At 65.7% G+C, this 19,916-nt stretch carries 19 protein-coding genes; 10 read left to right on the forward strand and 9 right to left on the reverse strand.

The annotated features are described in order from the left end of the window. The first annotated feature begins 61 nt into the window (after positions 1-61). The 6 genes from gsiB to ACM1PE_RS03820 all read left to right on the forward strand — a co-directional run bounded on the left by gsiB (position 62) and on the right by ACM1PE_RS03820 (position 7,385). Complete coding sequence (gene gsiB, locus ACM1PE_RS03795; RefSeq protein ID WP_059374697.1) at positions 62-1,615, forward strand: glutathione ABC transporter substrate-binding protein GsiB; 1,554 nt, start codon at positions 62-64, stop codon at positions 1,613-1,615. 89 nt (positions 1,616-1,704) lie between these two features. Then, complete coding sequence (gsiC, locus tag ACM1PE_RS03800; protein ID WP_013392281.1) at positions 1,705-2,625, forward strand: glutathione ABC transporter permease GsiC; 921 nt, start codon at positions 1,705-1,707, stop codon at positions 2,623-2,625. 7 nt (positions 2,626-2,632) lie between these two features. Then, on the forward strand, positions 2,633-3,532 hold the full coding sequence (gene gsiD / locus ACM1PE_RS03805) for a glutathione ABC transporter permease GsiD (RefSeq protein ID WP_059374694.1): 900 nt from the start codon (positions 2,633-2,635) through the stop codon (positions 3,530-3,532). 108 nt (positions 3,533-3,640) lie between these two features. Beyond that, a complete protein-coding gene (locus tag ACM1PE_RS03810; RefSeq protein WP_118931823.1) occupies positions 3,641-4,735 on the forward strand; it encodes a P1 family peptidase in 1,095 nt (364 codons plus the stop codon). 20 nt (positions 4,736-4,755) lie between these two features. Continuing rightward, positions 4,756-5,580, forward strand: coding sequence for a M55 family metallopeptidase (locus tag ACM1PE_RS03815; protein WP_059374691.1), 825 nt, complete (start codon positions 4,756-4,758; stop codon positions 5,578-5,580). 14 nt (positions 5,581-5,594) lie between these two features. Then, on the forward strand, positions 5,595-7,385 hold the full coding sequence (locus tag ACM1PE_RS03820) for an aminopeptidase P family protein (RefSeq protein ID WP_419342566.1): 1,791 nt from the start codon (positions 5,595-5,597) through the stop codon (positions 7,383-7,385). A gap of 72 nt (positions 7,386-7,457) precedes the next feature. Here ACM1PE_RS03820 and ACM1PE_RS03825 read toward each other — a convergent pair whose 3' ends face one another. Further along, positions 7,458-8,459: a hypothetical protein gene (locus tag ACM1PE_RS03825; protein WP_059374686.1), complete on the reverse strand. Its 1,002-nt coding sequence runs from the start codon at positions 8,457-8,459 to the stop codon at positions 7,458-7,460. 221 nt (positions 8,460-8,680) lie between these two features. Between ACM1PE_RS03825 and ACM1PE_RS03830 the strand changes: the two genes are divergently transcribed. From ACM1PE_RS03830 to ftsB, 4 genes are all read left to right on the forward strand, one after another. After that, positions 8,681-10,333, forward strand: a complete 1,653-nt coding sequence (locus ACM1PE_RS03830; RefSeq protein WP_054450715.1) for a CTP synthase — start codon at positions 8,681-8,683, stop codon at positions 10,331-10,333. 203 nt (positions 10,334-10,536) lie between these two features. Next, complete coding sequence (locus ACM1PE_RS03835) at positions 10,537-10,821, forward strand: DUF1330 domain-containing protein (protein ID WP_013392289.1); 285 nt, start codon at positions 10,537-10,539, stop codon at positions 10,819-10,821. A gap of 4 nt (positions 10,822-10,825) precedes the next feature. After that, positions 10,826-12,112, forward strand: coding sequence for a phosphopyruvate hydratase (gene eno, locus ACM1PE_RS03840; protein WP_054450719.1), 1,287 nt, complete (start codon positions 10,826-10,828; stop codon positions 12,110-12,112). 68 nt (positions 12,113-12,180) lie between these two features. Continuing rightward, positions 12,181-12,594 (forward strand): cell division protein FtsB, encoded by a 414-nt coding sequence (gene ftsB, locus ACM1PE_RS03845; RefSeq protein ID WP_059374685.1) that lies wholly within the window; start codon positions 12,181-12,183, stop codon positions 12,592-12,594. A 36-nt stretch (positions 12,595-12,630) separates the two neighbouring features. Here ftsB and ACM1PE_RS03850 read toward each other — a convergent pair whose 3' ends face one another. The 8 genes from ACM1PE_RS03850 to ACM1PE_RS03885 form a co-directional block, all read right to left on the reverse strand. Further along, the gene (locus tag ACM1PE_RS03850) at positions 12,631-13,365 is read right to left on the reverse strand and encodes a TadE/TadG family type IV pilus assembly protein (RefSeq protein ID WP_419342567.1); all 735 of its coding nucleotides are present in this window, start codon (positions 13,363-13,365) and stop codon (positions 12,631-12,633) included. 91 nt (positions 13,366-13,456) lie between these two features. Continuing rightward, complete coding sequence (gene hslO / locus ACM1PE_RS03855) at positions 13,457-14,386, reverse strand: Hsp33 family molecular chaperone HslO (protein ID WP_059374681.1); 930 nt, start codon at positions 14,384-14,386, stop codon at positions 13,457-13,459. A gap of 73 nt (positions 14,387-14,459) precedes the next feature. Next, complete coding sequence (locus tag ACM1PE_RS03860) at positions 14,460-14,981, reverse strand: gamma carbonic anhydrase family protein (RefSeq protein ID WP_059374679.1); 522 nt, start codon at positions 14,979-14,981, stop codon at positions 14,460-14,462. Positions 14,982-15,003: 22 nt separating this feature from the next. Further along, positions 15,004-16,698 carry an acyl-CoA synthetase gene (locus ACM1PE_RS03865; RefSeq protein WP_059374678.1) on the reverse strand — a complete coding sequence of 565 codons (1,695 nt, stop codon included), beginning with the start codon at positions 16,696-16,698 and terminating at the stop codon, positions 15,004-15,006. A 127-nt stretch (positions 16,699-16,825) separates the two neighbouring features. Continuing rightward, positions 16,826-17,716 (reverse strand): UDP-2,3-diacylglucosamine diphosphatase, encoded by an 891-nt coding sequence (locus ACM1PE_RS03870; protein ID WP_373429004.1) that lies wholly within the window; start codon positions 17,714-17,716, stop codon positions 16,826-16,828. 126 nt (positions 17,717-17,842) lie between these two features. Then, positions 17,843-18,751, reverse strand: coding sequence for a DUF2167 domain-containing protein (locus ACM1PE_RS03875; RefSeq protein ID WP_059374673.1), 909 nt, complete (start codon positions 18,749-18,751; stop codon positions 17,843-17,845). Between the two features lie 148 nt (positions 18,752-18,899). Continuing rightward, complete coding sequence (locus ACM1PE_RS03880; protein WP_419342568.1) at positions 18,900-19,418, reverse strand: RDD family protein; 519 nt, start codon at positions 19,416-19,418, stop codon at positions 18,900-18,902. Positions 19,419-19,547: 129 nt separating this feature from the next. Continuing rightward, complete coding sequence (locus tag ACM1PE_RS03885) at positions 19,548-19,736, reverse strand: hypothetical protein (protein ID WP_006389355.1); 189 nt, start codon at positions 19,734-19,736, stop codon at positions 19,548-19,550. Between the last annotated feature and the right edge of the window lie 180 nt (positions 19,737-19,916).

The raw sequence follows: 19,916 nt of genomic DNA on the forward strand, positions 1-19,916 counted from the left end.
CGTCGTAATTGTTTTTCTTCCACCAAACCCCCTAATTCCTTTTTTGGAACCAGGAGTTGCAATGATGAAAGTTCTGCGCCCCACCAAACTGATGGCCGCCGCTGCGCTGGCCTTCGGCGTGATCGCGTCGCCGCTGGCGCATGCCGCCAAGGACGTGACGTTCGCCGTCTCCATCGCGCTGGAAACGCTCGATCCGTACAACACCAACAGCACGCTGAACCAGGCGGCCGGCAAGGCCTACTACGAAGGCCTGTTCGAATTTGACAAGGACCTGAAGATCCAGAAGGTTCTGGCCACCGACTACACCGTCAGCGAAGACGGCCTGGTCTACACCTTCAAGCTGCGTCCCGGCGTGAAGTTCCATGACGGCACCGATTTCAACGCCGAAGCCGTCAAGATCAACTTCGACCGTCCGGCCAATCCGGACAACCGCCTGTCGCGCTACATCCAGTTCAGCGTCATCGACAAGACCGAAGTGGTCGATCCGATGACCGTCAAGATCACGCTGAAGAAGCCGTTCTCGGCCTTCATCAACGCGCTGGCCCACCCGGCCGCCATGATGATCTCGCCCGCCGCGCTGGCCAAGTACGGCAAGGAAATCGGCTTCCACCCCGTGGGCACCGGTCCCTTCGAATTCGTCGAATGGAAGCCGGCCGAATACCTGAAGGTCAAGAAGTTCGACGGCTACTGGAAGAAGGGCTACCCCAAGGTCGACACCCTGACCTTCCGTACCGTGACGGACAACAACACCCGCGCCGCCGTGGTGCAGACGGGTGAAGCGCAGTTCGCCTTCCCGGTGCCGTTCGAGCAAGCCGCCGTGCTGAAGAAGAACGACAAGCTGGACGTGGTCGATCACCAGAACTCGATCATGGCGCGCTACCTGTCGATGAACACGCAGCAAAAGCCGTTCGACAACGTCAAGGTGCGTGAAGCCATCAACTACGCCATCAACAAGGAAGCCCTGGCCAAGGTCGCTTTCTCGGGCTATGCCACCATCGTCGACGGCGTCGTGCCGCAAGGCGTGGACTACGCGTACAAGACCGGCCCGTGGCCGTACGACATCAAGAAGGCCAAGGCCCTGCTGGCCGAAGCCGGCTACCCCAACGGCTTCGAAAGCCAGCTGTGGTCCGCCTATAACGACGGCACGTCGGTGAAGGTGGTGCAGTTCCTGCAGCAGCAACTGGCGCAAGTCGGCATCAAGGTGTCGGTCGAAGTGCTGGAATCGGGCCAGCGCGTGCAGCGCGTCCAACAGGTGCAGAAGCCTGAAGACGCCAAGGTCCGCATGTACTACGCCGGCTGGTCGTCCTCGACCGGCGAAGCCGACTGGGGCCTGCGTCCGCTGCTGACCACCGCCGCGTTCCCGCCGGTGCTCAACAACGTGTCGTACTACTCGAACAAGTCGGTGGACGACGGCATCCAGCAAGCCCTGGCCACGACCGACCGCGCCAAGAAGACCGAGATCTACAAGAACGTTCAGGAAACCATCTGGAAGGACGCCCCGTGGGCCTTCCTGGTGACCCAGAACAACCTGTACGTGAAGTCGAAGAACCTGTCGGGCGTGTACGTTGAGCCGGACACCTCGTTCTGGTTCGGCGACATCGATCTGAAGCAGTAAATCTGGCAGTCACTCTCGGGGCCTAGTCGCCCCTGTAAGGCCACATACGGCGGGGGCGCGGTGTCCCCGCCGATGTTGCAGGAATTTCAATGCTGACCTACATCGTCAAACGTCTTTTGGGCATGATCCCCACGCTGCTGCTGGTGGCCGTGGTCGTGTTCCTGTTTGTGCACATGCTTCCGGGCGACCCGGCGCGACTGGCCGCGGGCCAGGAGGCCGACCAGCAAACCGTCGAGCTCGTGCGCAAGGAACTGGGACTGGATCTGCCCCTGCCGCAGCAGTTCGTGCGCTACTTCAGCCACATGCTGCAAGGCGACCTGGGTACCTCCTTGCGTACCAAGCGCCCCGTCTCGACCGAAATCGCCGACCGTTTCATGCCTACCTTGTGGCTCACGCTCGCCAGCATGGTGTGGTCTGTGACCTTCGGCATGATCATCGGGATCGTGTCGGCGGTATGGCGCAATCGCTGGCCCGACCGTCTCGGCATGACGCTGGCGGTGTCCGGCATCTCGTTCCCCGCGTTCGCGCTGGGCATGATGCTGATGCAGGTCTTCTCCGTGAACCTGGGCTGGCTGCCTACCGTGGGCGCCTCGACCTGGCAACACTACATACTTCCGTCCATCACGCTGGGCGCCGCCGTGGCGGCCGTGATGGCGCGCTTTACCCGGGCTTCCTTCGTGGAAGTCATCCAGGAAGACTTCGTGCGGACCGCCCGCGCCAAGGGCCTGACCGAGCGCCGCGTCGTCATCAAGCATGCGCTGCGCAATGCGCTGATTCCCGTCGTCACGATGATGGGCCTGCAGTTCGGCTTCCTGCTGGGCGGCTCCATCGTGGTCGAGACCGTGTTCAACTGGCCTGGCCTCGGCCGCCTGCTGGTGGACGCCGTGACCCAGCGCGACTATCCGGTGATCCAGGGCCTGGTGCTGCTGTTCTCGCTGGAATTCATCCTGATCAACCTGATTGTCGACGTGCTCTATGGCGTCATCAATCCCAGCATCCGTTACAAGTGAGGCGGCCATGAGCAATACGACACCCGCCACGACCATCGCCGCCGTTCCCAAGAACGACGTGCGCACGCCGGCCACCGAGTTCTGGCGCAAATTCAAGAAGCAGAAGCTCGCCGTCGGCGCGGGCCTCTTCGTCCTGCTGCTCGTCGTCGTCGCGGTTTTCGCGCCGTGGATCGTGCCGTTCGATCCGGAGAACTTCTTCGACTACGACGCCCTGAACGCCGGGCCTTCCGCGACCCACTGGCTGGGCGTGGACTCGCTGGGCCGGGACATCTTCAGCCGCATCATCATGGGCGCGCGCATCTCCTTGGCCGCGGGCTTCCTGTCGGTCGCCATGGGCGCCATCGTCGGCACCTTCATGGGCCTGATGGCGGGCTACTACGAAGGCTGGTGGGAACGCATCACGATGCGTATCTCCGACGTGCTGCTGGCGTTCCCCGGCATGCTGCTGGCCATCGGCGTGGTTGCCATCCTGGGTTCCAGCATGGTCAACGTGATCGTGGCCGTGGCCGTGTTCAGCGTGCCGGCGTTTGCCCGCCTGGTGCGCGGCAACACGCTGTCGATCAAGCAGATGACCTATGTCGAAGCGGTAAAGAGCGTGGGCGCGTCCGACTGGACCATCATCATGCGCCACATCCTGCCCGGCACGATCTCGCCGATCGTGGTGTACGGCACGATGCGTATCGGCACTTCGATCATCACCGCGGCCAGCCTGTCGTTCCTGGGCATGGGCGCTTCGCCTCCCACGCCGGAGTGGGGCGCGATGCTGAACGAAGCGCGCGCCGACATGGTGATCGCGCCGCACGTGGCGATCTTCCCGGCGCTGGCGATCTTCTTCACGGTGCTTGCGTTCAACCTGCTGGGCGACGGCCTGCGCGACGCGCTCGATCCCAAGATCGACCGCAAGTAATCCTGCCGCCGGTCCTCCCTGAAGGGCCGGCGTGGAGGGCGAATCTTTGCGCCGTCGCCCCAGGGCGGCGGCGTTTTACATTCAGGAGCGTGGCGACACGTAGCGAACATGGACAAACAAGCGCTGGACATCCCCCGCATCGGCGTACTGCCATCGGGACCGCTGGATTCGATCTGCGACGTGGGCGAGGTCACGGTTGGCCACCGCACGCTGGCCGAAGGCCCGCTGCAGACCGGCGTGACCGTGGTGCGTCCGCATGGCGGCGATCCCTATCTGGACAAGGTGCCGGCCGCCGCCACCGTGCTGAACGGCTTCGGCAAGAGCACCGGCCTGGTCCAGGTGCAGGAACTGGGCGTGCTGGAAACGCCCATCGGCCTGACCAACACGTTTGGCGTGGGCACGGTGGCCAATGCGCAGATCCGCGCGGCGGTCGCGGCGAACCCTGGCATTGGCCGCGGCATGGCTACCGTCAATCCGCTGGTCTTCGAATGCAACGATGGCTATCTGAACGATATCCAGGCGCTGGCGGTGCAGGAATCGCATTACGCCGAGGCGCTGGCCGCCGCGGACAAGCGGTTCGAGCAGGGCGCAGTCGGCGCCGGCCGGGGCATGTCGTGTTTTTCGTTCAAGGGCGGCATCGGCTCCGCGTCGCGCGTGGCCTCCATCCAGGCGGGACCGCAGTACACCGTAGGCGCGCTGGTGCTGGCGAACTTCGGCCGCCTGCCCAACCTGACCGTGGCGGGCCGGCCCTTCGGCCGACGGCTGGCGCAGCAGCTGGACAGCGGCCTGGCGCAGGCGGGCGAGAACGCCGCCATCGTGCCCGAGAAGGGTTCCATCATCCTGCTGCTGGCTACCGACGCGCCGCTGGACTCGCGCCAGTTGCGCCGCCTGTCGCTGCGGGCAGGGGCAGGGCTGGCCCGCACCGGTTCGGTGTACGGCCACGGCAGCGGCGATATCGCGCTGGCGTTTTCCACGGCCTATACGGTGCCGCAACTGCCCGAGCAGCCCATGCCGGCGGTGGCGATGCTGCACGAGGCCCGCATCGATCCCTTGTTCGAGGCGGCCGCCGAAGCCTGCGAACAGGCCATCATTTCCGCGCTGTGGCATGCCGAAGGCGTGACGGGGCGCGACGGCAACCACCGCGCCGCGATCCGCGACGCGGCGCCGCAGTGGCGCCAGTGGCTGTCCGAAACCGAATTCTGAAATCCTCCGAGGCTGATCCCATGAAGATCCTGATTTCCACCGACATCGAAGGCGTTGCTGGCGTCTTCCATTCCGAACAAGTCCGCGCCGGCAACGGCGAATACGAGCGCGCCCGCGCCTGGATGACCGCCGAGGCCAACGCGGCCGTGCAAGGCGCGATCGCCGGCGGCGCCGAAGAGATCCTGGTCAACGATTCGCATGGCGGCTTTCGCAACCTGCTGCCCGACGGCCTGGACGAGCGTGCACGCCTGGTGCTGGGCAAGCCGCGCTACCTCGGCATGATGGGCGGCCTGGAAGAGGGCTGCGACGCGGTCTTCATGATCGGCTACCACTCGCGCTCGCAAGGCCGCGGCATCCTGGCCCACACCATCAACAGCTTCGCCTTTGCGCGCGTGTTCATCAACGGCATGGAGCTGGGCGAGGCCGGCCTGTACGGCGCGCTGGCGGGCGAGATGGGCGTGCCCGTCATCCTGGGCACCGGCGACGATGCCTTCATCGCGGAGACCCGCGATACATTCCCGGGCGCCGAATGGGTGCAGACCAAGGTGGCCCATGGGCAGGGCAGCGGCGTGACCCTGTCGCCTGCTGCATCGCGCCGCGCGATTGCGTCCGCCGCCGAAACCGCCGTGCGCAATTTGAAGAAAGGGGGAGTGGTTCCTTTCCGCATTCCCGCCCCTATAGAATGCCGGTTGCAGACGCAGAGCTCGGCCCTGGCCGACCTGTTCTGCATGTGGCCCACGCTGGAACGCGTGGACGGCGTGACCTTGCGATTCACCACGGATAGCATGCAGTCCGCCGTCCGCACGCTGAACAGCCTGGCCGCCATGTCTTTCATGTTGCGCTAAGGATCCCATCCCCCATGTCTAGCACCGACGCCCGTATCGCCCAATTGCGGCAGGCCATGAGCCGCCGCGGCCTGTCCGCCTATGTCGTTCCGTCCTCGGACCCGCACCTGTCCGAATACCTGCCCGCGCGCTGGCAGGGACGGCGCTGGCTGTCCGGCTTCACGGGCTCGGTCGGCACGCTGGTGGTCACGGCCGATTTCGCCGGCCTGTGGGTCGACAGCCGCTATTGGGTACAGGCCGAAGCCCAGTTGGCCGGCACCTGCGTGCAGCTGATGAAGATCGCGCTGGCCACGACGCCGGGCCATGTGGACTGGCTGGCGGCCAATGCCAAGGCGGGCGAGGTCATCGGGGTGGACGGACAGGTGCTGGGCCTGGGCGCGTTCCGTGCCTTGTCGGCGGCCGCGGCCTCGGCCGGCGCCGTCCTGGAAATCCGCGAGGATCTGCTGGACGACGTCTGGGCGGACCGTGCCGGACTGCCTGGCGCCGCCATCTATGAACACGTGGCGCCCGAAGCCTGCGTGACCCGCGCAGACAAGCTGGCGCAGGTGCGCTCCGCCATGCGTACGCATGGCGCCGACGTGCATTTCATCAGCACGCTGGACGACATCGCCTGGCTCTTCAACCTGCGCGGCGCGGACGTGGACTACAACCCGGTTTTCGTCGGCCACGCGCTGGTCGGGCTGGACCATGCCACGCTGTTCGTGGCCGAGGGCAAGATCGACGACGCCCTGCGCGCCGTGCTCGCGGCCGATGGCGTGGAAGTGGCCGCCTATGCCCAGGCGGCCGATGCCCTGGCCTCGCTGGAACTCGATCAGAAGCTGCTGATAGATCCGGCCCGCGTGACCTGCGGCGTGTTCCATGCGATGGACCCCGCCGTGCCGCGCGTCGAAGCCATCAATCCGTCCACGCTGCTGAAGTCCCGCAAGACCGATGCCGAGCTGGCGAACGTGCGCCAGGCCATGGCGCAGGACGGCGCGGCGCTCTGTGAGTTCTTCGCCTGGTTCGAAGGCGCGCTGGGCAATGAAACCATCACCGAACTGACCATCGACGAGCAGATCACCGCTGCCCGCGCGCGCCGGCCGGCCTATGTCTGCCCCAGCTTCGCCACCATCGCCGGCTTCAACGCCAACGGCGCGATGCCGCACTACCGCGCCACCCAGGAATCGCACGCCACCATCGAAGGCGACGGCCTGCTGCTGATCGACTCGGGCGGCCAGTACCTGGGCGGCACGACCGACATCACCCGCGTGGTCGCGGTGGGCACGCCCAGCGCCGACCAGAAGGTGGACTTCACGCTGGTGCTCAAGGGCATGATCGCGCTGTCGCGAGCCTCGTTCCCGCGCGGCACGCCTTCGCCCATGCTGGACGCCATCGCGCGCGCGCCCATCTGGGAAGGCGGGGCGGAATACGGCCATGGCACGGGCCATGGCGTGGGTTACTTCCTGAACGTGCACGAAGGCCCGCAGGTCATTTCCTACCGCGCCGTTCCGGGCCCGCATACCGCCATGGAGCCCGGCATGATCACCTCCAACGAGCCGGGCATCTACCGCCCGGGTCGCTGGGGCGTGCGCATCGAGAACCTGGTCGCCAATCGCGCCTGGCTGACCTCGGAATTGGGCGAATTCCTGTGCTTCGAAACGCTGACGCTGTGCCCGATCGACACGCGCTGCATCGAACCGTCGCTGATGCGCGCCGACGAAATCGCCTGGCTCAACGACTATCACAAGACGGTGCACGAACGCCTGTCGCCGCTGGTCGAAGGCGAGGCGCTGGCCTGGCTGGAGCGCCGCACCGCCGCGATCTGAACCGCTGCGTGAGTGCATGAAAAAAGGCCGCGGGCGCAATGCCCGCGGCCTTTTGCTTTGCGCGAAATCAGGTCAGCTTGCCGGCGTGGCAGCCTTGGCGCCGGGATACAGCGCGAGCCTGCCGATCAGGCAGCCCAAGGCCAGCAGCGCGCCATAGGCCAGCAGCGTCAGGCCGGCGGCCGCATGGGATTCCGCGGCGCGCATCAGTTGCCCCCAGGTCATCGCCCGGACGGCCAGGAATCCCAAACCTATGCCCAGCGCCTGCGCCAGCCAGAAGGCGATGGAGCCGTGGGCGACGGCCCGCCCGAATCGGGCCGCGCCGATCGGGCGCGGCAGGACGTTCAGGCAGACCAGGGTGCATAGACCCAGCAGGGCCGCGGGCAGGACCAGATAGCCCAGCGCGTACGCCGTCCAGCCAGCGCCCTGAGCCTGCATCTGCAGGAAGCCGCCCAACGAGATCGAAACGGTCAGTTGCCAGACCAGCACGGTCAGCCCGGTTGTCCAGGCGGCATGTCGCCGTTCATAGGCCGGGCCGCCGGCCGGGCCTGCGGGCTGCACGGTCCAGGCGGCAATGCGCACGATGACGCAGATGCCGATGATCTCCAGCACGATGCTCACGAGCTTGGTGATGGTGTTCAGGGCCAGAAATTGGCCGATCATGCCGAAGCCGAGCCGTTCCTGCAGCACGTCGCGATGGTCCATGACGAAGCGCATCAGCGTGTTTTGCAGGAAGGCGATGCCGGCCGCCACCGCCAGGGTGTAAAGCAGAAACAGCGCGATGAAGGTGCCGAACAGCTTGCGCGGCTCGGTCACCGCCTGGGTGTCATGGCGCGCCAGCCAGCCTCGCATCGCTCCCCAGGCGGTCAGTCCGGCGATTACCGCGCCCGCGACGATATGGGCCAGCAGCGGCGCCAGGAACTGCGGCTGGCTGTACATCTCCCGCATTTGCTCGAACTGGGGCAGGGCCAGCAGGCTGTACGACTGGACCAGCGCCGAGTAAGCCAGGCGCAGGAAAACGGCGGTCAGCGCAAGACGCCAGGCGAGCGAGTAGGAGGATCGGGCGGGATCGGTCATCGGCGAAAGGATGGAATGTTGAGAAAAAACAGCAAGCAGAAAAATAGGGATCGAACATAGCACGGCGCTGCGCCGCGCCACACAAGGCGATGGCCCTTGCGCCGATTCGAGTGCTGCCAAATGTTACGCCCCGGAGCTAGGGGAAAACCCAAATAAGCTCCGCCTCCCGGCTATAATCCAAATTTCCCGCACGCGCCCGCTCGTCCCGGGTGCTCATTACGATGACCAAATACGTATTTGTCACCGGCGGTGTGGTGTCTTCCCTGGGCAAAGGCATCGCCGCTGCGTCGCTCGCCGCCATCCTCGAGTCGCGTGGCCTGCAAGTCACCATGCTGAAGCTCGACCCGTACATCAACGTCGATCCGGGCACCATGAGCCCGTTCCAGCATGGCGAGGTGTTCGTCACGGAAGACGGCGCCGAAACCGACCTGGACCTTGGCCACTACGAGCGTTTCATTTCGGCTCGCATGCACAAGGTGAACAACTTCACCACCGGCCAGATCTACGAATCGGTGCTCCGCAAGGAGCGCCGCGGCGACTACCTGGGCAAGACCGTCCAGGTCATTCCGCACATCACCAACGAAATCCAGGACTTCATCGCCCGCGGCGCCGAAGCCGCCTGGAACGGCAACACCGACGTCGCGATCGTCGAGATCGGCGGCACCGTGGGTGACATCGAGTCCCTGCCGTTCCTGGAAGCCGCGCGCCAGATGAGCCTGCGCATGGGCCGCAACAACGCCGCCTTCGTGCACCTGACGCTGGTGCCCTTCATCGCGTCGGCCGGCGAGCTCAAGACCAAGCCGACCCAGCACTCGGTGCAGAAGCTGCGCGAAATCGGCATCTACCCGAACGCGCTGCTGTGCCGCGCCGACCGCCGCATCCCGGACGACGAGCGCGCCAAGATCTCGATGTTCTCCAACGTGCCCCTGGACGCGGTCATCTCCGTCTGGGACGCCGATTCGATCTACAAGATCCCGGCGATGCTGCATGCGCAGGGCGTGGACAACATCGTCTGCGAGGCGCTGGGCCTGACCCCGCCGCCGGCCGACCTGTCCATGTGGGACAACCTGGTCGAAGCGCTGGAGCACCCGCAGCACCAGCTCACCATCGGCATGGTCGGCAAGTACGTCGACCTGACCGAGTCGTACAAGTCGCTGACGGAAGCCCTGGTACACGCCGGCATCCACACGCGCTCGAAGATCAACATCGAGTACATCGACTCCGAAGACATCGAAACCCGCGGCACCGACCAGCTCAAGCACCTGGATGCCATCCTGGTTCCGGGCGGCTTCGGCAAGCGCGGCACCGAAGGCAAGATCGCCGCGATCCGCTACGCCCGTGAAAACGGCGTGCCGTACCTGGGCATCTGCCTGGGCATGCAGCTGGCCGTGATCGAGTTCGCGCGCCACGTCGCCGGCCTGGGCGGCGCCAACAGCACGGAATTCGATCCGTCCGCGCCGCATCCCGTGGTGGCCCTGATCACCGAATGGATGGACCGCGAAGGCAAGGTCGAAAAGCGCAACCAGTCGTCCGACCTGGGCGGCACCATGCGCAAGGGCGCACAGCGCGTGCCGATCAAGCCGGGCACCCGCGCGCAGTCGATCTACGGCGACGAAGTGAACGAGCGTCACCGCCATCGCTACGAGGTCAACAACGTCTACGTGCCGCGCCTGGAAGAAGCCGGCATGGTGATCAGCGCCCGCACGCCGACCGAGAACCTGCCGGAAATGATGGAATTGCCCGACCACCCGTGGTTCGTGGGCGTGCAGTTCCACCCGGAGTTCACGTCGACCCCGCGTGACGGCCACCCGTTGTTCGCCAGCTATATCCGCGCCGCCATCGAGCAGAAGGCTCGTCGCGGTCAGGAGGCGTAATGCGCGTCTGCGGTCTGGAGTTCCGTAAGCGGATCTTCGGGACCGCGGGCCGCCGCCTCAGCGCCGCCCTATACGGCGGCGCTTCTTTCGGATACAACCAATTAGCATCGGATATGCGTCGCCCGGCCGCCTTGCGCGACACTGGCGGCGTCGCCGTATCCGGCGTCAGACCGAAACCAACGCAACTGCTCTGAAGGAATCCCATGAGTGCCTACCTCATCGCCGACGTCTCAGTGACCAAGCCCGCGCAGTACGAGGATTACAAGCGTCTGTCCACGCTCGCGATGCGCGCGTACGATGCGAAGATCCTGGTGCGCGGCGGCGATTCCAGGCACCTCGAGGGCCGTGAGCCTGGCCGTACCGTCGTCATGGAGTTCCCCTCCATGACCGCGGCCCAGGCTTTCTACGACTCCTGGCAGTACCGCCGCGCCCGCAATGCCCGCGAAGGCGCGGCTGTCATGAATATGTTTATCGTTCAGGGAATGTAAAGTCATGAGTGCTATCGTCGATATCATCGGCCGCGAGATTCTGGATTCGCGCGGCAACCCCACCGTCGAATGCGATGTGCTGCTGGAGTCCGGCGCCATGGGCCGCGCGGCCGTGCCGTCGGGCGCGTCCACCGGCGCGCGCGAAGCCATCGAACTGCGCGACGGCGACAAGAGCCGTTATCTGGGCAAGGGCGTGCTGCGCGCCGTCGAGAACCTGAATACGGAAATCTCGGAAGCCCTGATGGGCCTGGACGCCCAGGAACAGACCTTCGTCGATCGCACCCTGATCGAGCTGGACGGCACCGAATCCAAGGAACGCCTGGGCGCCAACGCGATCCTGGCTGCCTCCATGGCCGTGGCCCGCGCCGCCGCCGACGAATCGGGCCTGTCCCTGTACCGCTATTTCGGCGGCAGCGGTCCCATGAGCATGCCCGTGCCGATGATGAACGTCATCAACGGCGGCGCGCACGCCAACAACACGCTGGACCTGCAGGAACTGATGATTCTGCCGGTGGGCGCGGGCAGCTTCCGCGAAGCCCTGCGCTGGGGCGCCGAAGTCTTCCATATGCTGAAGAAGCTGATCCACGGCCAGGGCATGTCCACGGCAGTGGGCGACGAGGGCGGTTTCGCGCCCAACGTGGCCAGCCATGAAGCCGCCATCCAGCTGATCCTGAAGGCCATCACCGAAGCCGGCTACGAGCCGGGCACGCAGATCGCCCTGGGCCTGGATTGCGCCAGCTCCGAGTTCTACCGCGACGGCAAGTACACGCTGGCCGGCGAAGGCGGCATCTCGCTGTCCTCGCAGGAATTCACCAACCTGCTGGCCACCTGGTGCGACAAGTACCCGATCATCTCGATCGAAGACGGCATGGCCGAAAACGACTGGGAAGGCTGGAAGCTCCTGACCGACCAGTTGGGCAAGAAGGTGCAGCTGGTGGGCGACGACCTCTTCGTCACCAACACCAAGATCCTGCGCGAAGGCATCCAGAAGGGCGTCGCCAACTCGATCCTCATCAAGATCAACCAGATCGGCACCCTGACCGAGACCTTCGCTGCCATCGAAATGGCCAAGCGCGCCGGCTACACCGCCGTCGTGTCGCACCGTTCCGGCGAAACCGAGGACTCCACCATCGCCGACATCGCCGTGGCGACCAACGCCATGCAGATCAAGACGGGTTCGCTGTCGCGTTCGGACCGCATGGCCAAGTACAACCAGCTCCTGCGCATCGAGGAAGAGCTGGCTGAAGTCGCGTCGTATCCTGGCTTGGAAGCTTTTTACAACCTGCGTTGATGAGAAGCGCGGCCCCCGGCGCAATCCCGGGGCCGCATCCACGCCACGACTGCTGAGGGTTCCCGCGTATGCGCCTGTTGTTCCTGGTGCTGTTCGTGCTGCTAGGCCTGATCCAATACCCGCTGTGGCTGGGTAAGGGCGGGTGGTTCAAGGTCTGGGATCTGCAACGCCAGGTGGCGGAGCAACGCGAGACCAACGAAGGCCTGCGCGCGCGCAATGCCGCATTGGAAGCGGAAGTGCGCGACCTCGAAGGCGGCTCCGGCGCCATCGAGGAACGCGCCCGCGGCGAACTGGGCATGATGCGCGACGGCGAGGTGTTCGTGCACATCCTGCCGCAGAACACCCCGGCCCCGGCTGGCGGCGCCTCTTTGGCTGCCGACGCCGCGGCCAAGCCGGCCACGCCCGCGCGCGCCAGCGCGCCGGCGGCCCGCCCGGCGGCGACGCCTCCCAAGCCCGCCAATCAGGCCAATACCCGGCACTGAGCGCCGGCTGCCGTTCCTGTTCATCCCCCGTTCCGTTCAGCCGCAGCGCATGCTGCGGCATTCGCCGTACACGATGCCGGCGGGTTGCGGCGTCCTGCGCGCCCAATCCACCGGGTGCGAGTGCATCTCTGTTTCCAGTTCCATGCGCAAGGGCAACAGGCCCCGGGCCTGCGCGTTGCCGGCATAGCTGCCGCGATCGGCGCCCAGCGCGGCCAGCAATGCCCGCAAGGGCGGCAGCAGCGGCTTGTGCAGATAGGTCAGCCGCAGCTTCAAGGTGTTGGCCTGGAAGATGGTCTGTCCGCCCGGATGCGACGGCCGGCGCGCATGCTGCAGGTCCTGGTAGCCGTTGTCGATGGCGCGCAGGCCTGACGCCGCGGGCACCTTGAGGTCCGGGCGGGCGTGTTCGCGGAACGATTGCTCATCGGGCAGCAGGACTTCGATGCGCCAGGGGTGGGTGCCCGAAATGGCAGCCAGCTCGGCTTGCTCGTCAGCTTGGCGGCGGCGCGCGCCAGTCTGGCCTTGCGGGTCCGCGTGGCGCGGCAGCAGGGCCTGCAGAAAGGCCGTCCGCATGCGCGCGGGATCGCCGTTGCCGGTAGCGCCGGCGCGCGCCGCCTCCATCAGCGCCAGATAGGCCATCTGGCGCACACCCTGCCAGCGGGCGGCCTCGATCGCCAGCAAGCCCAGCAGCAGCAGCACGGCGCCAGCCACCGCGAATTCGATGGCGGCGGCGCCGTGTTGCCGGCAGGAGGGAACATGAAAAAAGGCGGTCATGGCTGCGCAGTCTGGCGCAGGCATGACCGCCTGTCGATGAGGATAAGCCGGTGTGATCGAAACGTCCCGGCGGCCAGGCCGCCGGTGTGGATCAGTGCACCGTGGGAGGTTCGTCCGCGGAGGGAGCCGTGCCGGACGAGAACAAGGTGGCACAGTCGACGGAGTCGAACTTATACGGTTTGCCGCAGAAGTCGCAGGCCACGTCGACCTGGCCGCGTTCGGCCAGGATGCTGTTGATCTCTTCCTGGCCCAGCGTGCGCAGCATGCTGGCCACGCGTTCGCGGGTGCAGGGGCAGTGCCAGCGCACCGCCAGCGGATCGAACGCCACCAGGGTTTCCTCCCAGAACAGGCGATGGATCAGCGTGTCGATGTCGGTGGCCAGCAGTTCGTCGCGCTTGATGGTGCCGGCCAGGGCGCAGGCGCGGTCCCAGGTTTCGGCGGCGTTCTGTTCGGTGAGCGCGGGCGCGTCCGAGCCGCCATGGTAGGGCAGGCGCTGGATCAGCATGCCCGTGGCATGGTCGGCGTCGGCCGCCAGCCACAGCCGGGTATCCAGCTGTTCAGAGGCCTTCATGTAGTGCTGCAGCGCTTCGGCCACGGTGTCGCCCTGCAGGGGCACGATGCCCTGGTAGGCCTGTTGGCCCGGCAGCTTGCGCTGCGGGTCCAGCACCACGATGAAACGGCCGTTGCCGCCCGGGTTCAGCAGGCTTTGCATGTTGCCATCGCTGGGTACCTCGTGGCCTTCGCGCATCTTGACGGTGGCGCGCAGGCTCAGGTCGTTGCGGCATTCCACCACCAGCAGGGCGATGGGGCCGTCGCCCTGGATCTGCAGCACCAGCGAGCCGTCGAACTTGATGTTGGCGGCCAGCAGCGTGGACGCCGCCACCAGTTCGCCCAGCAGGTGGGTGATGGCGGGAGGATAGTCGTGATTGGCCTGCACGGCCTTCCAGGTCGCGTCCAGGCGCACGGCCTGGATGCGGACGCTGCGGTCTTCGGTAAGGTATTTCTTGAGCTGATCGGTCATGGAGGAATGTTAGCCGATCAGGCCCGTCTATTCCCCCTGCCGCCAGCAGGGTCGAAGCGCCGCCCAGGGGCGCTCAGCCGATCCGTTTCAGCGCGGTCTTGTAGTGTTGGCCGCGCGCCACGTAATGGGCGGTGTTCTTGTGCAGATTGGCGATTTCCTCGGCCGAGAGTTCGCGGACGATCTTGCCGATGCCGATGACCAGGGAGTTGTCGGGAATGATGCGATCTTCGGGAATGATCGCGCCGGCGCCGATCAGGCAGTTGCGGCCGATGACCGCGTTGTTCAGCACGATGGCCTGCATGCCCACGAGGGCGCCTTCGTGGATGGTACAGCCGTGCAGCATGGCTTGATGGCCCACCGTCACGTTGGGGCCGATGGTCATGGGACAGCCGTCGTCCACATGCAGCACGCTGCCTTCCTGGATATTGGTGCCGCTCTTGATCAGGATGGCGTCGTTGTCGCCGCGGATCGACACGTTGGACCAGATGCTGACGCCTGCCTCCAGCGTTACGTTGCCGATGATGTCGGCGCTGTCGGCCACGTAGGCCGCCGGGTCGATGCGGGGAATCAGGTCGTCGAGCTGGTAAATGGGCATGCCTAGGTCTCCGGTTGCGGCTTCACGCCTTGGGGGCGTGCGGCGCGTCTGTAATGCCTGCGGTCATCCGCGAGCGCTCTTCTTCGCGCAGGCGCAGGATGCGGCGCTGGATTTTACCGGTGGTGGTCATGGGCAGCTCGTCGACGAATTCGATCTCCTTGGGGTACTCGTATGGGGCCAGGCGCTCGCGCACATGTTCCTGCAGGTTCTCGATGATGTCGTTGCGGTCGCGCTGCGCGAATTCCGGCGTCAGCACCACGTAGGCCTTGACCAGGGCGCCGCGCTCGGCGTCGGGCTTGGGCACGACCGCGGCGTTGGCCACGGCCGGATGTCCGATCAGGCAGCTTTCGATTTCGCCCGGGCCGATGCGGTAGCCGGCGGACTTGAAGACGTCGTCGGCGCGGCCCGCGTACCAGAGGTAGCCGTCGGCGTCGATCTTGGCCAGGTCGCCGGTCAGGCACCAGTCGCCCTTGAACTTGGCCTGGGTGGCGGCTTCATTGCGCCAGTAGCCCAGGAACATCACGGGATCCGGATAGCCATGGATGTCGAGCCGGTTGACGGCGATCTCGCCGGTGGCGCCGGGCGCCACGGGCTTGCCGTCCTCGTCCAGCACCGCGACGTTGTGGCCCGGGTAGGGGCGGCCCATGCTGCCAGGCTTGGCGGGCCAGCGCTTCTGGCTGTTGCCCACCACGTAGTTCATTTCCGTCTGGCCGAACATTTCGTTGGGCGTCACGCCCAGCGCCGATTGGCACCATTCGAAGACGGTCTCGCCCACGCTTTCGCCGGCGCTCATGATGGAACGCAGGGCCAGCTGGTAGCGGCCGCGCGGTTCCGGCACCGCCTTCATCATCATCTTGAGCGCGGTGGGGAAGAGGAAGGTGTTGGTGACCTGGTAGCGTTCCAGGAGTTCGAATGCGCGCTCGACCGAGAAGCGGCCGCGCGTGCCGACGATGGGGTGTCCGAAGTACAGGGTGGGCAGCAGGGCGTCCATCATGCCGCCGGTCCAGGCCCAGTCGGCCGGCGACCAGAACACGTCGGCGGGCTTGGGGAACCAGTCCTGGGAGGCGACGAAGCCCGGCAGGTTGCCGATCAGCACGCTGTGCGGCAGCAGCGCGCCCTTGGGGGCGCCGGTGGTGCCGGAGGTATAGAGCAGAATGGCCGGATCCGAGGAACGGGTCTGGACCATCTTGAATTCGCTGGGTTGGCGCGCCAGCAGGCTGCGCCAGGGCAAAACACGTTCGTCGGCGAAGCCGATGCCGATGATCTGCTGCAGGTTGGGACAGTTGTCGCTCACGGCCAACAGGTTGGCGCTGGAGGCGTAATCCACGATCGCGACGCGGGTTTCCGAGTCGCGCAGGCGGCTTTCCAGGGCTTCCGGACCGAACAGGGCGGACAGCGGCAGCACCACGGCGCCGACGCTGTAGATGGCCATATGGGCCACCACGGTCTCGGGCCGTTGTCCCAGCACCACACCGACGCGGTCGCCGCGCCCGACGCCCATTTTCACCAGGCCGTTGGCCAGCTGATTGGCCGCTTCCGCCAGGCGGGCATAGGTCCAGACCTCGCGGTTGCCAGATTCATCTTCGTAGTAGATGGCAATGCGCCGCGCATCCGGACTACTGGATGCCCAGCGGTGGCAGCACGCTTCCGCGATGTTGAACTGGGTGGGTACCAGCCAGCGGAATGTTTGGTAGAGCGCCTGATATTGGTCGTTCATGGCCCTATGTTGTGAGCATGTTGCAGCGTGAACGGGTCAAGTTGGCCCGTTGCCCCAGATGCAAGCATGACCTAGAGGGCCGTGAACTGCAACATCCCCGTTGCGTAACGGGGACGCATACGGGTTATCACGGGTGTTTGCCCTGGCGGCGCAGCGCGGACGGCAGGGCCGGCAGCGTCAGCGAGCGGGGCGGCCGGGTGGCGGGATCGGCTTCGCGTTCCGCCATGACGGCGGCCCAGTCCAGCAGCTGGAGCTGGCCGTCGTGCGTTTCCGCCAGGGCGGACAGGCTCTCCACCCAGTCGCCGTCGTTGCAGTAGAGGATCTCGCCCACATAGCGCAGTTCGGCTTTGTGGATATGGCCGCAGACCACGCCGTCCAGACCCCGGCGCCGGGCTTCGCCCGCCAGCGCCTCTTCGAAGTCCGTGATGAAGGACACGGCGTTCTTGACCTTGTGCTTCAGGTATTGCGACAGGGACCAGTAATGCAGTCCCAGGCGGTGGCGCAGCCGGTTGAAATGATGGTTGATCCACAGCGCCAGTTGATAGAGCCCGTCGCCCAGATGGGCCAGCCAGCGGCTGTGCTGGATCACGCCGTCGAACTGGTCGCCGTGCAGCACCAGCAGGCGCTGTCCCTTGGCGGTGACGTGCACGTCCTCGTCCAGGATTTCGATGTCGCCGAAGGCGTAGCCAGCGAACTCGCGCGCGAATTCGTCATGGTTGCCCGGGATGAATACGACCCGGGTGCCGTTGCGCGCCTTGCGCAGGATGCGCTGGATGACGTCGTTGTGCGCCCGGGGCCAGTGCCAGTGCTTGCGCAGCTGCCAGCCGTCGACGATGTCCCCCACCAGGTAAAGGGTGTCGGAATCGTTGTGGTCGAGAAAGTCTATGAGGAATTCCGCCTTGCACCCGGCGGTGCCCAGGTGAATATCGGAAATCCAGAGGGCGCGCCAGTGCGCGGGGCGGATTTCGTTCACGGTCGCGTTCCCAGGGGCTGTGCTCATGCCTGGGAATGAAACCATCCGGCGATGACCGGAACGTGAACGCCGCGTGACACTGTTGTGTCGGCCGGGCGAGGTTTCGCGATGCACGGCGGGCCGCCGCGCATCGGTTTCAAGGCATAGTGCGGCCGCGATCCGAAACGGCGGTCAGGGCTGCTGCTGGTTGGCCTTCTTGGCGCGCAGGCGCTTCCACAGGCCGCCGCCCAGCGCAGCCGCGGCCAGCACGCCGACCTTGGCGAATTTCGCCAGGAAGGCGGCGATCACGGCGAACAGGCCCAGCTTCTTGGCCGCCACGCCAGCCACCAGGGCGGCCAGGCCGTACTCGGCCACCTTGTCGGTCGAGGAATTGAAGTCGGCGTAGCGCTTGCCTTCGACGTAGTTCAGGTTATCCAGCAAGGTCAGCACGGCCGTCTTGTCCTTGGGCACCATGCTCTTCTGCGTGATCAGGTCCAGCGTGATGTAGCCGTCGCGGCCCAGCGCGTAGGTGTTGTAGTTGACGGTGGGGTTCTCGGTGGCGCTTTCGCCCTTGTGCTTGACCGCGACCGACCAGACCAGGCGCTGCGAGTTGCTGTCGTACTTCGGCGCTTCGACCCAGCCGTCCATGATCAATTCGGGGAAGCCGCGCTTCTTGCGCTCTTCGTTGGACTGCTCGGTGCCTTCGCGCAGGCTGTCCAGCAATTCGTTGACGTTCCAGTTCTTGGCGTCGTCGTCCTTGATGTAGCCGGCCTTGTCGAAATTGACGGTGATGACCCAATCGTCATCGTCGCTCTTGGGCATCACCACGCCCAGCAGGGAAGGATCCTTGCCGTTGCCGTAGGCCGCCATCAGCCGGTCCGCCTGCATGCGCGGCACGAAGAACATGGATTCGGGCAGATGCACGACCGCCTGCTCGCCCAGCTTGACGTCGGCGGGCCCCTCCTGGGCGGCGGCGAAGGCGGCCTTGGTGGCCGCTTCGATCTCCTGCTGGGCGGCCGCGTTCTGCGCGAGCGCACCGGCGGGCAGCAGGAACAGGGCGCTGGCGGCGGCCAGCGCAACACGGGAAAGGAAAGCGCGCATGATGGTTCTGGGGCGTCTGAAAAAAGGGGCCCCATTGTCTTTGCGGTCGACTTTCAACTTTCTGAAAGCAAACGGCTAATTCGGCGCACGATGTTGCCGTTTGTCGCAGGATGTATACGGCGCGGCGGCTGATGCCGCCGGCCCGGGGCTAGCGGGCCTTCTTGTGCCGCGGCGCGTTGCGCAGCCGCGTGCCCAGGATGCGGTCGTGCAGGAACTGGCCGTCGGGATCGAACCAGGACCAGATGAAGATGGTGAAGGGCGCGGCGACGATGAACATGTCCATCGAAGGCCAGCCGGTGGCGCTGGCGGCCGCCCACACGACCGCCGCGCCGGCCAGCACCAGCGGCCAGACGAGGACGTAGCGCAACATCAGGCGGGGCGTGGACGGGGTGTTGCCGTCGCGGTCGACCAGGCGGATGTTCCAGGTCTTCATGGGCAGGGTCTGGCCGCGGCGGCGCCAGCACAGCACGAAGTACGCCCCGATGGCGACGAACAGCCAGGCCTGCCGGGCGCCGCGCAGTTCCAGCGCGTTCTTGCTTTGGGTCAGGGTGTCCAGCAGGTAGCCCGCCAGGAACACCACGCCGAACAGCAGCACGGCTTCGTACATCATGCAGGCGAACCGGCGCAGCCGGTCGGGGGTCTGGTCGAGGAGGGCGTCGGTCGTCATGGGTCGCTATTATCCGACAAAGCCCAGGCCTTCCAAGGCAAAAAAAAACCCACCGGTAAGGGCGGGTCTTAAAAGGGGCTATGCAGCCCCCAAGGGGAAAACTGTTCAGGCCGTAAGCCTGGGCCTTGCTTAGGCGGCGGAGTGCGCGTTCTTGGCGCTCGTCTTGCCAGCCAGGGCACGGATGCCGTGGGCCAGCTTACGCAGGCCGGCGGCCAACGCCCGCATCGGGTGCGGACGGAATTGTTCTTCAATAGCCTGGAGCATCAGTTGGCGCTCGAGTTCGTCGGTCAGGCGGATGGTGTTGTTCGGGTTGATCACAATAGCCTCCACGGGCTTGCACTGTTTGTTTAGCTACTAGGGATAACCCGAATTATAGGGGTTAACCCTGAACTTGTGCAAGTGCCCGGTGCATATTGGCAACACCTTGGTGCGATGATGCGCTCAAACGGTGCTGGGGAAAACCATAAGCAAAGATAAGCGCGCCATGTTGCGGCGCCT

The sequence above is a fragment of the Achromobacter sp. PD1 genome (assembly GCF_048541815.1).
Taxonomy (GTDB): domain Bacteria; phylum Pseudomonadota; class Gammaproteobacteria; order Burkholderiales; family Burkholderiaceae_B; genus Achromobacter; species Achromobacter bronchisepticus_A.